The sequence below is a fragment of the Sulfolobus islandicus Y.N.15.51 genome (assembly GCF_000022485.1).
GTDB lineage: Archaea > Thermoproteota > Thermoprotei_A > Sulfolobales > Sulfolobaceae > Saccharolobus > Saccharolobus islandicus.
In genome coordinates this window covers 1,566,589-1,579,744 of record NC_012623.1, presented here as the reverse complement: position 1 = coordinate 1,579,744, position 13,156 = coordinate 1,566,589, and the positions used below count along the sequence as shown (strand labels likewise).

The 13,156-nt window shown below is 37.4% G+C and carries 13 protein-coding genes and 3 pseudogenes; 4 read left to right on the top strand and 12 right to left on the bottom strand.

The annotated features are described in order from the left end of the window. Positions 1 to 14 precede the first annotated feature (14 nt). From YN1551_RS08790 to YN1551_RS15505, 3 genes are all read right to left on the bottom strand, one after another. A complete protein-coding gene (locus YN1551_RS08790) occupies positions 15 to 467 on the bottom strand; it encodes a pyrimidine dimer DNA glycosylase/endonuclease V (RefSeq protein ID WP_012717568.1) in 453 nt (150 codons plus the stop codon). A 69-nt stretch (positions 468 to 536) separates the two neighbouring features. After that, positions 537 to 1,334, bottom strand: a complete 798-nt coding sequence (locus tag YN1551_RS08785; protein ID WP_012717567.1) for an MFS transporter — start codon at positions 1,332 to 1,334, stop codon at positions 537 to 539. Positions 1,335 to 1,371: 37 nt separating this feature from the next. After that, positions 1,372 to 1,638 (bottom strand): MFS transporter, encoded by a 267-nt coding sequence (locus YN1551_RS15505; protein ID WP_012717566.1) that lies wholly within the window; start codon positions 1,636 to 1,638, stop codon positions 1,372 to 1,374. A gap of 103 nt (positions 1,639 to 1,741) precedes the next feature. Here YN1551_RS15505 and YN1551_RS08780 point away from each other — a divergent pair, with 103 nt between their 5' ends. Continuing rightward, positions 1,742 to 2,326 (top strand): IS607-like element ISSis5 family transposase, encoded by a 585-nt coding sequence (locus tag YN1551_RS08780; RefSeq protein ID WP_012717565.1) that lies wholly within the window; start codon positions 1,742 to 1,744, stop codon positions 2,324 to 2,326. After that, a complete protein-coding gene (locus tag YN1551_RS08775; protein ID WP_012717564.1) occupies positions 2,304 to 3,587 on the top strand; it encodes an RNA-guided endonuclease InsQ/TnpB family protein in 1,284 nt (427 codons plus the stop codon). The genes YN1551_RS08780 and YN1551_RS08775 overlap by 23 nt, the downstream gene beginning before the upstream one ends. 4 nt (positions 3,588 to 3,591) lie before the next feature. Here the strand turns inward: YN1551_RS08775 and YN1551_RS08770 are convergent. The 8 genes and pseudogenes from YN1551_RS08770 to YN1551_RS08740 form a co-directional block, all read right to left on the bottom strand. After that, positions 3,592 to 4,074: pseudogene (locus YN1551_RS08770) on the bottom strand (AAA family ATPase); the annotation flags it as partial. Between the two features lie 227 nt (positions 4,075 to 4,301). Beyond that, positions 4,302 to 4,736, bottom strand: coding sequence for a MaoC family dehydratase (locus tag YN1551_RS08765; RefSeq protein WP_012716047.1), 435 nt, complete (start codon positions 4,734 to 4,736; stop codon positions 4,302 to 4,304). A 28-nt stretch (positions 4,737 to 4,764) separates the two neighbouring features. Continuing rightward, positions 4,765 to 5,856, bottom strand: coding sequence for an acyl-CoA dehydrogenase family protein (locus YN1551_RS08760; protein ID WP_012717563.1), 1,092 nt, complete (start codon positions 5,854 to 5,856; stop codon positions 4,765 to 4,767). Between the two features lie 80 nt (positions 5,857 to 5,936). Beyond that, a complete protein-coding gene (locus YN1551_RS08755) occupies positions 5,937 to 7,166 on the bottom strand; it encodes a TldD/PmbA family protein (protein WP_012717562.1) in 1,230 nt (409 codons plus the stop codon). Next, entirely contained in the window at positions 7,159 to 8,535 is a 1,377-nt protein-coding gene (locus YN1551_RS08750; RefSeq protein WP_012717561.1) for a TldD/PmbA family protein, read from the bottom strand. Before YN1551_RS08750 ends, YN1551_RS08755 begins: the two co-directional genes overlap by 8 nt. Positions 8,536 to 8,675: 140 nt before the next feature. Next, positions 8,676 to 9,767 carry a hypothetical protein gene (locus YN1551_RS08745; protein WP_012717560.1) on the bottom strand — a complete coding sequence of 364 codons (1,092 nt, stop codon included), beginning with the start codon at positions 9,765 to 9,767 and terminating at the stop codon, positions 8,676 to 8,678. Between the two features lie 43 nt (positions 9,768 to 9,810). Further along, the gene (locus tag YN1551_RS17070) at positions 9,811 to 9,969 is read right to left on the bottom strand and encodes a hypothetical protein (RefSeq protein WP_012717559.1); all 159 of its coding nucleotides are present in this window, start codon (positions 9,967 to 9,969) and stop codon (positions 9,811 to 9,813) included. Between the two features lie 290 nt (positions 9,970 to 10,259). Then, a pseudogene (locus tag YN1551_RS08740) lies at positions 10,260 to 10,562 on the bottom strand (hypothetical protein); the annotation flags it as partial. On the opposite strand from YN1551_RS08740, the gene YN1551_RS08735 reads away from it, so the two are divergent. Further along, a complete protein-coding gene (locus YN1551_RS08735) occupies positions 10,553 to 10,999 on the top strand; it encodes a hypothetical protein (protein WP_012711109.1) in 447 nt (148 codons plus the stop codon). The pseudogene YN1551_RS08740 and the gene YN1551_RS08735 sit on opposite strands and share 10 nt — an antisense overlap. Before the next feature lie 31 nt (positions 11,000 to 11,030). After that, a complete protein-coding gene (locus YN1551_RS08730; RefSeq protein ID WP_010923212.1) occupies positions 11,031 to 12,056 on the top strand; it encodes an arginine deiminase family protein in 1,026 nt (341 codons plus the stop codon). On the opposite strand, the pseudogene YN1551_RS08725 reads toward YN1551_RS08730, so the two are convergent. Beyond that, a pseudogene (locus YN1551_RS08725) lies at positions 12,057 to 13,153 on the bottom strand (MFS transporter). Positions 13,154 to 13,156 lie beyond the last annotated feature (3 nt).

Sequence of the window (13,156 nt, the reverse complement as noted above, 5' to 3'; positions counted from 1 at the left end):
GGTATTATATTGCATTACGCCGTATTAAAAATGCTAACTTTTTCCCATTCCTCTACATCACCTTTAATGACGAAGAATATAGGGTTTACCTCTATTATTTTAACTTGGAGTAACTCTGCGTACATTTTAGGGTTTCTGATTTTCAACTTTTCTAACAAGTGGTGGAATTCGTAATTGATTTGACCTTCAGTCACAGGCATCCTCAAGGTTAGGTCGTATTTAACTATTTTCTCCTTATTAAAGGAGTACCCTCTCCTCACTCCTTCTAGGTAAACGTAATAAAGATAAGTTCCAATATAAAGGACAGGATCGGGATCGCTCGTTCTCTTAAACCTTATTAGCTGAGGATGGTTTTTATATCCCCTTGTTTCTCCTAGGAGAACTTTTTGAGCAAGTAATCCTTCTCTCCATAAGCCTAAAAGTCCTTGAGTGTCAAGATACTTTGGATGAATTGACCAAAGTCTCATGAGCTTTTCTTATACCAGATAATTAAAAATTAATGTTAAAATTTATTGAAAAATAGGGCGTAATAGATTTCATCTCATTAATGAGATTCCAATAGTTGCAACTATTGCAGTTATTATTAAATCTAGACTTAAGCTGACGTTTAATTGCAGAGGAATTAAAGAAACTATAAAAGTTCCGAAACCTCCTCCTATTAACCTACCTATCAATAAGGTAAAATTTGCCCCAGTTGCCCTAACATGCATTGGATAAAGTTCGCTAATCCAAACTCCGAAGAATGCAAAGAAGGCTGAAAATGCATATACTAAGAACACCGGAAAAATTTCTCTCACGAAGAATAGGAAAAGGACGGAAGAAATTATCGCACCTATTGAGAAATACAACGCCGTTATTCTTCTTCCTTTTACGTCAGATAAATAACCGGAAATTCCGTAAACTATTGTAGAAATTAGGTCTGCAAAGGCTATGATTAGATCGTAAGACGAAATATTTAATTGCTGAAGCGCTGTAGGCATTAAACTGAAGGCCGGAATTAAATAAAGGAACGAAGCAAGAGAAATTATTGAACCCAGCACAGTTATTCTTATTACTGATGAGGAGAATATTTCTGAAACTCTCATCTTAATTTTCCTAGTAAACTTTTCTTCCGGTATCCATATCCAAAAGAGGAAAGAAAGTAATGAAAATCCTCCTGCAAATAGGAATATATCCCTCCAGCAGGAAATAATGAAAGCCGAAGTAACTGCTCCCAATAATGAGCCTATTGCATATAAGCCTTGCATTAACCCTCCAGCAAAACCTCTCAAGTTTGTGAACCTCAATTCAGCTACTATTGCGTAACTTATTCCGTTCTCTCCGTTAACTCCCATGCCTACGAGGAACCAAAGTACGTAAAGCTCGTAAATATTAGTTGTAAAGTACTCCTATTGTTGGAAAGGAGTAGAGGAATATTGACAAGAGCAAGGCCTTCTTTCTTCCTACCTTGTCGGCAATTATTCCGAAAATGAAACCTCCTATTGCTCCACCTATCCAGGATAAAGTTATTGCGAAAACTACTGTCGAAATACTTACTTGAAACACCTTTGAAATTCCTTCAACCACGAAGGTAATTGAATACATCGCGTATGCTGAAAGTAGGAAAGTTGCTAGGACTGAGAATAGGCTTAACCTCATAAGTTAGTTTGGTACCAAACTGTTATAAAGTTGAGACTAGCCGTCGCCAACAGTTTTCGATAAACCGTGAAGTTTATATACTTTGTATGTAAGTTTAACTATAATGCTTAAACCTAAGGAAGTGTGCCAACGCTTAGGAATATCATACCGCACACTACAGAGCTATGTTAAGAAGGGTTACATAAAACCCGTGATACTACAGAGTGGAAAATGGAGGTTTAAAGAAGAGGATGTCGAAAGACTCATGGGGATTGTTAGGAAGAGGAAAGTAGTATTATACGCTAGGGTATCATCAAACACACAGAAAGACGACTTAATAAACCAAGTAAAATACCTGGAGGAGAACGTTAAGGACTACGACCAAGTAATAACAGACATTGGTTCTGGGTTGAACATGAAGAGAAAAGGATTCCTCAAGCTATTGAGAATGATACTAAACAACGAAGTATCGAAAGTTGTCATAGCCTACCCAGACAGACTAGTTAGGTTCGGCTTTGAAATAATAGAGGAGGCATGCAAAGCACACAACTGCGAGCTCGTGGTATTAAATAAGGAGGACAAAACACCAGAGCAGGAACTAATCGAAGATTTGATCTCTATACTGGTATCATTTAGCGGAAAGTTGTATGGTATGAGGAGCCATAAATATGAGAAGGTGAAGAAATGTGTCGAAGAGCTTAAGGCTTAAATCATTCCAACCGGAGGAGGAATACGTTTACCTAACGTACTCTCTGAAGAACGATAAGAAGGAGGAGAGCAGAGTATTATTAGAAAACTACAGAGTCCTATTACAGAAAGCTTTAGACTGGTTATGGGAGAGGGTAAAAGTTGAGAGAAAAGAAGTGAAAGGTAAGAAAGCCACTAAGATCAAAATAACCCTGCCTAAGAAAAAGGAAGTGTACAAGGCGTTGAGAAACGAGCTTGAAAAGATTAACAAGTTAGCTTCCCACTACGTGGACAAAGCAATAAATGACGCTTACTCAATCTTGGGGAGTTGGAGGAGGAGGGCTGAAAAAGGACAAGCGTCATTAAGGAAACCTAGATTGAAGAAGGTTTACGTTAGGGTTAAGTCTACTCTTAGGAAAGTTGAGGGTGAGAGCGTTAGGATTACTGTAAGACCTTACGAATACGTCACCTTCTCTTGGTCTCACAAATGGTTTTCACGAAAGGTTAAAGGACTTGAGTTGGGTGAGCCAATAATTAAGGAGGATAGAGTTCACCTACCATTTCGTTATAAGTTACCTTGGTTTACTCCCCTTGACTTTCTATCTATTGATAGTAACCTTTACACATTAGACGCTTACGATGGGGAGAAATTCATCACTTTCTCAATCAAGGAGTTGTATAGTTTGAAGTTCGGTATGGAGTTGAAGAGGAGTAAAATACAGTCCTTCGCTTCTAAACACGGTAGGAAGGGGAAGGTATTGTTGAGGAAGTACTCCCACCGTGAAAGGAACCGCGTGCTTGATTATGTTCACAAGTTTGTGAACAAACTGTTGGGAATGTATCCTCTCACTATGTTTGCTGTTGAAAAATTGAATAAGCAGTCAATGTTCCAAGACGCTGATGATAAGCTATCTAAGAAGGTTTCGAGGACTGTATGGAGGACTATACACCGCGTCTTAAAGTACAAGGCTCTCCTTTACGGTTCTTTCGTTAAGGAGGTTAACCCACACCTCACTTCCAAGTCCTGCCCCAGATGTGGATGGGTTTCCCGAAAGGTCGGCAGGACTTTTCATTGCGAGAGGTGCGGGTTCACTCTGGATAGGCAATTGAATGCATCATTGAATATTTACCTCAAGATGTGCGGGTTTCCCCACATCCGTGATATTCCGCGGATGTGGGTTGGGGTTATCCCGCTAAAGGGGCGGAGGGGTAACGGGTTTCCCCGTGACTCTGGTGAAGCCCAAGGGCTGAGAATTGGATACAAATTCATGAAAATTCAATGAAGCCCAAACCCCTACCAGCTAATACTTCTCTAACATTCTTGTTATTTACCGATGCCGTTGAACCAGAAATAACTACATTAGCTTCTTTTCTATCTACTAATGATCTAACAAATCCCTCCCATCCCTTGACCTTCTGAATTTCATCTAGAAAGATGTAAGGTCTGCTATCTTTTTTCTTTCTTATCTCCTTGTACAATTCATATAATGAAAACAGATCGTTAGCAGTCCTTATGTCGCCAAAGCGGGAGTCCTCAAAGTTGACTATTAAAGTATTGAATGGATCTTCTCCCTTGTCAATCAATTTCTTAACAATCTGATTAATAATTGTTGACTTCCCAGATCTTTTTACACCAATAACTGATATCGCAAACCCCTTACCTAATAAACTTAACAATTGATTAGAATAATCTCTTTCAACACCAATAAATTGGTTCTTATACCAGAAATTCCAGTCTATTAAGGCCTTTAACACTAATTCCCTATGCACTAAGAAAATTTATGGTTAAATGTTAATAAGTTTGATCCATACTACGAATCAATTTTATGTAATTTTGATCCTTCATGTGGATCAAAACAAACGAGAATAAGCCAGTTATAACATAGTACGTTTAAGGATAATTTTCTCTATATGCAAATCTTATTAATCATAAATGATTTGAATGTGACGAGTTATAACAAAAGCTTAACTTGTTCTTTTATCTTTTCATTCATTCTTTAACTTCTCTTACTGCACAATATTTCCATTTTTAACGTCATTACTTCCTCTCCTAATTGATTTAGCGTCCTTATTGTCAAATACACCCTACCATCCTTCTCTCTCTCCTTTTTGTCAGTAACCTCAACCACTGTCCTTAATGTATCTCCTATTTTTACCGGTTTCTTAGCATCCATCTCTAATTTAGTTAGAGCTACAAAACCCTCACCAAAAGGATCTGAAGGTAATTGATAAGTTAAGCCGACTGCAATTGAAGCCGACAACAAACCTGGTATTATTCTACCCTTAAATCTGGTCTTTTTACCGTACTCCTCATCTAAAAAAAGTGGATTGAGTGCACCAGTTATTCCAGTAAAAATTACAACATCTGCATCAGTTATAGTCCTTCCCTTACTCTCCCACTTTTGGCCGACTTGAAAATCTTCGAAGAACATATTATAAGAAAAGAGAAACGCAATATAATTATTTCGGAAGTTTAAGAGCTCTCTCACCTATGACATTTCTAAGAATCTCTGAAGTACCACCAGCTATTGTTCTACCCCTAGAAGCTAGCATACCTAAATACCACTTCTCTTTCATTACCGTCTCCAAATCATAATTTGCCTCTGCAATCTCATATATCCTCTGCAATAATTCTGATGCCAAGAGCTTCAACATAGAACTCTCTACGTCTATATCCTCTCCTCTCCTTAGCTTTACTAAAATTCTCCTATAAAATGCCTCTAGACCTTCAACCTCATCCTCCAACTCCTCTCTCTCCCTTATGCCTTTCAAACTCTCTAGAGCTATCTTCGACGTAAATAACATTGTAACTCCCAACATGAACCTCTCATGATTTAAAACTGTCATTGCAACCTTCCAACCATCACCCACGTTACCTATAATGTTCTCCTTAGGAACCTTTACATTGTTGAAATACACCGTGTTAAAGTCACTCTTTCCCGTTAGTTGACTTATGGGGGATACTCTGATTCCCTCTTGCTTCATGTTAAGTATGAACATTGTTAAGCCCTTATACTTATCCTCACCAGTTCTCGCTAATAATATCATATAATCGGCAATGTGAGCATAACTACTCCAAATCTTCTGCCCATTCACTAAAAAGTAATCACCCTTATCCTCAGCCCTAGTATTCGCTGAAGCCAAATCTGAACCGGCTTGAGGTTCAGAAAAACCTTGGCACCATATATCCTCAGCTCTTAATATTCTAGGTAGATACTTTCTTTTCTGCTCTTCATTTCCATGCTTTAAAATTGCAGGAGCTACTACCATCAAGCCAATTGAACCTAAGCTTCTGCCATATGGTAATCCTGCCCTTATGAATTCCTCATAGGCAATCACTTCGTAAATTGGATCTAAACCTTGTCCACCATATTTCTTAGGCCAAGTTATTCCTAAATATCCGGCATCAGCCAATTTCCTTTGCCAAGACCTTAACTCATTATAATCATCAAACTCTACTGTCTCAAATAGAATTTTTCTTCCCTTTAACGACTCTGGAGCGTTATTTTTTATCCATTCCCTTAACTTTAACCTATACTCCTCTTCATTCACAGATAAAAAATTAGTAATTATAAAATAAAAAATTGCTCAGCCGAAGGGCTATCGTCACAGATCGGCTGAAACACGGCTCATCACGCTACACTTAGTCTAACATCCTTGACCAAAGCGTATGGGTAAATCCCTTGCATTGGGGCGTCCCACCATCTCACAGAGTACCTTTCTCTAGATAACTGTACTATATTCTTTAAAATCTTCTTCAAATTATCAGCGATCCTTACTCTGCCCACTACTCCAACAGGATTACCGTTCCTATAAACTACAGTGGCATCTCTAGCAACTGTTGAGAAATCGCCCTCAGCATAGTTTTGGAATCTGGTATACCATACATTGTTTATGAAAACTACATTACCGGAAAGCAGTGATTCAAAACTAGTATCACCCTCCTTAACCTCTAAATTCCACGCTGTTGGATATATCCATCCCGCATTCCCGGTACTAGGTAATTTTAAGACAGTGGATAGTTCGTTATTTAGTAAAGGAGTTGTAAATACACCATTCTCTATTATAGCCTTGTTATAGGTAAACGTACCTTCATCATCAAATCCCCACGAGTTAGGTCTATCCTCCTTAGGAGTATCTAATAAGGTAAACTTGTCTGATCCCGCTTTTTCTCCAGGCTTCAACATCGACATCCCAGACATTATAGCGTAGCCGGAAGCCATCCTCGCAACGCTCTCCATTAAATTACCCATTACTAAAGGAGAGAGAATCACGTCATATTTACCTTCAGAAATCTCGTATTTACCAGTAATTGATGCCAACTCATTAGCCTTCTTTATACTATCCTTAACTTGAGATGGGGAGAAATTAGTTGACGAGAAAGCCCATTGTCCACTATGTTCCTTATTCTTTACCCTAAAGTAACCGCTTAAGCTCTGATTGTTTTCCGTTCCGTTAAATCCCTTAGATGTAACCAAGGATCTTTCCGTATCATCTATTGATATTATACCGTAAAGGGGATATTCCGACTCTATGAGAGATAGAAGAGGTGATAAATCGTCAAATAATGACATAATGTTAGTGTTATTCCTAACCATTTTGTATTCTCGCTCATTTTTACTCATAATAGGAAAGAAGTCTACTGGGGTTAGTTTAGGTTTGTCATTTAAATTACTTATCCTACCCAAGAACCCCTGGCTATCCTTCTTTAACGCTAGGAAATAGTAGCTGTTAGTCATTCTCTGTATTGTAGCTACCTTACTCTCAACTAGCTTAGTGATTATCCTCCTTGTCTTCACTCTCAATAGTCCTACTTCTTCTCCCTTTACTTCTTGCACGTATTTTACCATATCCTCATTCATTTCCCATCACCTTAATCCTAACATTTCTCAATCTCATATTAGGCCCACCTAGCCAAACGGGTATACCTTGATCCGGATCACCCTTGCCACAAGTACCCGGATAAAATACTAAAGTATTGTCAACTGCATCAACTGCCTTTAACAATTCAGTAGTCTTCCCTTGAAAAACCGGGAATAGCACTGGATCACCAATCTTTCCTTTCTTAATCTCATAAGCTTCCAACCCAACATATCGTTGACCTAGTCTCATATCATCAATATTCCACTCCATGTAACTCTTTATATAAACGCCTTCCTTGACGTCTTCCAAAAGCTCATCAAAGGTCATGTTACCAGGTTTAAAGAAAGTATTAGACATCCTAATTAAAGGTTCCCTATCGAAATTCGCAGCCCTGGCCGAGCCATTACTCTTAACGTTAAATTTACTACTACTAAACCTATTTTGTAAATATTCGTTAACCTTACCATCCTTAATTAAGTATTTAGGTCTAGCTTCAACACCCTCATCGTCTGTTGTGTAATAACCGCCACTGTTCGGTATTGTAGGATCATCTATAACAGTAACGACATCGCTACCTATCCTATTATCCTTCAATTCGGCTAGATAACTCAAACCAGCCTGGGCGAATTCCCTACCCAAAACTCTATCGGCCTCAAATGGATGCCCAACAGATTCATGAGCCATTATACTTGTTAACATATTACTCAAAACTACATCAGTAGTCCGCTCACCAAAGCTCTTACCCTTAGCCAAGACCTCAGTAACAGATCTAACCTTGTCCACTACGACCTCATTCAAATTCATCCTCTCTAATACTTCCAGCCCACCACTTCCTCCAAGTTCGTAAAACGCAGTAGCCGTCCTATTGTTCTCGTTAAGGACTAAGTTCATTCCTACGTAAAGCCTAGGAACCCTTCCAACTATACGTGAACCATTGACAATAATCTCCTTCTCCTCAATACTTTCGTCATAGAAAAATGAAACGCTTTTGACTGAACGGAAGTCCTTTACAGCCTCGTATAGGTTCTTGAAGAAGCTTATCTTCTCGTCAACTGACATGAGATCAAAAGGTTTACCCTCTTTAACCTCATAACTACCCTCCTTAGGTTCAGTATTATCTAAACCGCTCTCCCACCCCTCTATCTTATACTCCTTGTTGCTGCTCAGTAGATCATTGGGATTATTTGATGAAGCAAAATATAACACGCCATCCTTGTAATACCTAACTGAATAGCCATCATCTGTAAACCTAAAAGATCCCATTAATCTGCCATTAAGAAAAGACATCCCAAACGTCGATACGATATGTCTCCTAACCTCCACGTAAGGGTATCTGAACTTATCGTAAAGAGATTGCAGATCAGTCATATTATGATATAATTTTAGTCAAATAAAAAGATTGCTAACTCCAACTTCTTCTTTATATTAATACTTTCTTCTATTTTGACTTTTCCCAGCCTTTGATGCGCGAAGTTTTCGGTGGTAAATATATACTACCATAGCATTTTTTAGGTGTTTTTCCTTTCTTCTAATACTCTACTCAATTCCTTCTCAAAGTTCTCCTTTAACTCTTTAAGCGTAATTGACCACTTATTGTCCTTTGTGAAGTGTTCGTAAGGTATTGAATACGTTCTAACGAAATCCCTTAAAGGCGTAATTGGATGGACGTAAATTTCATATGAAAAATGGTATGCTGAGGATAGTTTATTAATGAACTCCATGATATCTATCAATGTATGTCTTTGCCCAACAATAAATGCGTATATTTTATCGTTATGTAAATAAGATATTCTTAGAAGTGTAACAATCCTACTCAACTCCCTAGCAATCTCCTCACTAGTATCGTTTACGATCAACGTCATTCTAAAGTCCGTCTTACCTAAATAAGTGTAAAACGCATCCACCAAACCCTTACCAACAACGTGATTAAAATAATGATCTACCACTTCATCTGCTGTTACACCTATAGATTCTGCTATCTCATCCCACGACCTCAAAGGATTCGCTTGCTTTTTTCCAAGTGTATAAACGTCAATCCAGTCCGGCTTAAAATCGTCAGTAAGATCCGGCAATTGGAAAGGTTCTCTAGGCTTATCCAGTATAACCCTTTCAAAAGTCAAAGTATCGAAATTAAAAGTTGAATAATCAACTGGATAAACCTCCCTCCTATACTCCAAGTAAGTCTTATAATTATCAATTAATCCCCCCCTACTCATCATTTCTAAAATTTGAACAAAATCCCACCTACCCCTAGGAAACACAACATCCAAAACTATAGTATCACTAGTCAAAACATCCCTCAATGACGCAACCACCATGCCGTCAAGTAGGTAATAGAAATCTAAAGGTTGGACCTTAGAATTCCTTGTCAACTTAATAGTAGTATGAAAGAGCGATAATCCTAGAGAATCAAGTTTGGGAGACGGAATAACCAATACTTTAAGATTAGATAAGACATTCCCAACGTTTTCTATCCCAGTTAACTCACCCAGTAACTCGTAATTATGATCACCAAACCTCTGAACGTAATGCAATAATTTCGTAAGTTTTTGTATAACAGTAGAATCGATCATACTCAATATAATAAGTGGTGAGAACATATAAAAATAGTATCTTCAAAATTCTAAAAAGAATTTAACGTATCTAAACAGTACCTGGTGCTATTGATTCTTCAGCGTGTGTTACATGTAGTGCTGCAAGGATTAATGGTAGGGAAGCTGCTGCTATTATTATTGCATACCTTACTACTTGACTTGAGGCTAACGTGTACATGTTTACTCTCATTTTTTGGTCAATAGTCACAAACGTGAGGACTCCAATAAATATGAGTATTTGAATGAAATAGATTTCTTGGAAATTGAGAGTTTACACTAAAATCAATATAATAAAAAGTTTATAGCTTTAAGATCTCACATATAAGCAAATAGTTAACGAGAAACTGAACTATGAAGCCGGTATTATGGAAAACAAGAATGGCTCACAGAAAAATTTTAAAAAATAATTTTTGTTGTAAAATCTCTATCTTAAATTATTAATTTCGCTTTTTGGAATTTAAATTTTTCCTTTTATACATAAGCTTCATCGTCTTATGATTAAACCTTTATTACTCTTCTCGTCATTGGTATCTCTTTAACTAACTCTATAGGCTTTTGTTCTATTATATCGACCTCGTACACTGCAGTAGTGGAGTAAATTACCTTTCTCTCATCCTTTTTAGCTATTGCTGTTACACCAAATGTGGGTCTTGGCAACTTTACACTTACCTTATCCCAACTAATCCCATTATCTCTAGAAATTATTAAGGGCTCTTGACTCATTATATGGGCTACAACTATTCTTCCTAGATCTTCCAATCCGTGAGCGTAACCACCTATCACTTTATTAAATGTTTTTATCCTTGAGCGAGATTATTATCATTATGATAGAGTTCGTAATTGAGAAGAGTTTCAATATGCCAGAGGATATAGTATGGCGGATAGCCAGAGATGTAAATTCAATTCCAAACTACTGGAAGGGTGTTAGGGAATTAAACGTTAAGGAAGTGGATAAGAATGTTTACGAGGGAAGAATCAGGTTTGCGTTTCCCTCTTCGGGTAAAGTTAGGATAATCATAAATGACGATGAGAGAACCTTAACCTTTGAATATCTAGACGGACCAATAAGGGGATATAATAAGGTGAAAATCTCTAAAGGGAAAATCTCTTCTGAATGGAAGGTTACTATGACTGGTCTTTTAAAACTAACAGAGGGTTGGAATAGAGATCACTTCATGGAAGGTACTGAGCACGCACTGGAAAGGATATTAAATGCTGCCCTTAGTTTATCTCCTTAATTTTATTTAGATTCACGCCGATTTTATTCTAATGATTGCTGAGTGGGGAAAGCTTAGAGCTGTAGGAATGCATAAGCCTGGCTTAGAGGTAATGCTGGGTCTTTTAGATCCCTCATCTTTCCTTTATGAAAGGCAATTCAATTGGAGTAAAGCTAGGAGAGAACATGATAATCTTAGAAGAGTGTTAAAAGAGGAAGGAGTTAAAATATATAGGCTAAGACAAACAATTGTGAACAAGATTAGAAGAGACGATAGATTTAGGGAGAAGGTGATAGAAAAAGTTGGAGTTAATAATGATGATCCCGAATTCCTTGTCGAGTTGTTGATCTTAAGACCTATTCTTGGTTACGAGAAGAGGGATAAAGGTACACACTTAGAGGTTAAACTGACTGACCCTCTTTCCAATCTCTATTTCATGAGGGATCAACAGATTACTACGGAAAAAGGAATAATAATGGGAAGGATGGCTACACATCAGAGAGAAAAAGAAGTTGAAGTTATGAAGTTGTTTTGGGAAGCGTTAAATATAAAATATAAGGAAATAGGTAGAGGTAAATTTGAAGGTGGAGATTTCTTTCCAATGGGTGATTTCAATCTGGTAGGTGTTGGAGTTAGAACTGATTTAGAGGGTGTAAGTGAGTTATTTAATATTTTGAATGGAGGAGAGATAGGTATAATTCATTGGAATAGGGAAGAGTTCATTCATTTGGATACTTTCTTCAATGTTGGATCTTCTAGTTCAGTAGTTAGTGTTAGGAGTTTCATGGAAGAGAGTAGGGTTGCTGTCTATTACGATAGGAAGATCATAAGGGAGACTACGTTATACGATTACGTGGTTAAAGAAAAGGGATTTAATTTAATTGAAGTGAGTGTGGATGAGGCAAAAAAGTATGTAACTAATTTTTTGACCATAGACGACGGTAAGATTGTCTCTCCTAAAATTTCCGCAAATAGGAAGCTTGAAAAAGAGTATGATGTAATAGAGGTTGAAGTTTCAAATTTGACTGGTGGTGCCGGTGGGATTCATTGTATGACAGCTGTGATAAGGAGGGATTGATTAGATTTTCTTCCCCTTAGTTTCTGCAATCAGCAATACACTTATAAACGTCACCAGAACGTATGATAATGTGACTAGCACTAGTGAAGATTGATTAGCTCTTAGTATTACTGGTGCTAGTGAACCACCTAGTATACTTGCTGCTTGATAGGAAAAATTTGAGGCCGTGAATCTGTATTTTTTATCAAATATTTCAGTAAATATTGAGGATTGTGGGGCATATAAAGCTGAATCCGAAATTGACATCAGTATTTCCCCTGGAAGGAAATTTCTTCTTGATAGCACAATACCGGCTAGGATCATTAGTATTAACCCAATAATTACGACCTTCCTCCTTCCAAATAGGTCACTTAGGTAGCCAAAGAATGGGATTTAGGAAGAGCTGAAAGGAAATAGAGATTAGTACTATTAACGAGAGGAAGGAAATTGAGGATGAGTTTGTGAAAATATATGAGGTAAAAATATAGAAGTTTGCACTTTCACTCACTTTAATCCCTATTGATTTTAAAATATTCTTCCAATCATGTCTCTTTGCTTCTAATAGTGGTTGTGTTTCACTCCTAGTCACCTTTTGCGTAGTTATATCCTTGACTAACAATAATGAGAGAAGCGATAGGAAGGTTATTGAGAGAAATGAGTAAGGCCAGTAAACAGAGTAATTATAGATTACTAGGATAGTGAGTGAAGATAATATAATGCCAATTGGGACTGATAATTGCAATAAACTTGTAATAAACCCTCTAAATTTATGTTCAGAATACGCTTCTATGACGATAGTACTAGCTCCACCCCATTCCCCGCCTAAACTAAGACCTTGCAAAAGTCTTGAAATAATTAAAGGATAGACATTAGGTATCAACACTATTAGGGATGAAACTGCTAACGTAATGTCAGCTAAGATTAAGGCAACTCTCCTATTTACCCTAATCCCCTATATAACCAAATATTATGCTTCCTAACATTCTTGCTATAAAACCCAGAACGAAAATTATTGAGCCAATTATAACGTTAAATTCTATGAAAGAGAGCTGGGAAAATAAAAAGAAGGCGTACCATTGGGAAATTGTTAAGAGTATACTTCCTACTAAAGTCCTCATTTT

Bases quoted from the DNA above. Each gene is read 5' to 3' on its own strand.
- YN1551_RS08750 (WP_012717561.1), bottom strand. From the start codon at position 8,535: ATGACTGATCTGCAATCTCTTTACGATAAGTTCAGATACCCTTACGTG.
- YN1551_RS08730 (WP_010923212.1), top strand. From the start codon at position 11,031: ATGATTGCTGAGTGGGGAAAGCTTAGAGCTGTAGGAATGCATAAGCCT.
- YN1551_RS08785 (WP_012717567.1), bottom strand. From the start codon at position 1,334: ATGGGAGTTAACGGAGAGAACGGAATAAGTTACGCAATAGTAGCTGAA.
- YN1551_RS08735 (WP_012711109.1), top strand. From the start codon at position 10,553: ATGTTTTTATCCTTGAGCGAGATTATTATCATTATGATAGAGTTCGTA.
- YN1551_RS08780 (WP_012717565.1), top strand. From the start codon at position 1,742: ATGCTTAAACCTAAGGAAGTGTGCCAACGCTTAGGAATATCATACCGC.
- YN1551_RS15505 (WP_012717566.1), bottom strand. From the start codon at position 1,638: ATGAGGTTAAGCCTATTCTCAGTCCTAGCAACTTTCCTACTTTCAGCA.
- YN1551_RS08790 (WP_012717568.1), bottom strand. From the start codon at position 467: ATGAGACTTTGGTCAATTCATCCAAAGTATCTTGACACTCAAGGACTT.
- YN1551_RS08765 (WP_012716047.1), bottom strand. From the start codon at position 4,736: ATGTTCTTCGAAGATTTTCAAGTCGGCCAAAAGTGGGAGAGTAAGGGA.
- YN1551_RS08745 (WP_012717560.1), bottom strand. From the start codon at position 9,767: ATGTTCTCACCACTTATTATATTGAGTATGATCGATTCTACTGTTATA.
- YN1551_RS08755 (WP_012717562.1), bottom strand. From the start codon at position 7,166: ATGAATGAGGATATGGTAAAATACGTGCAAGAAGTAAAGGGAGAAGAA.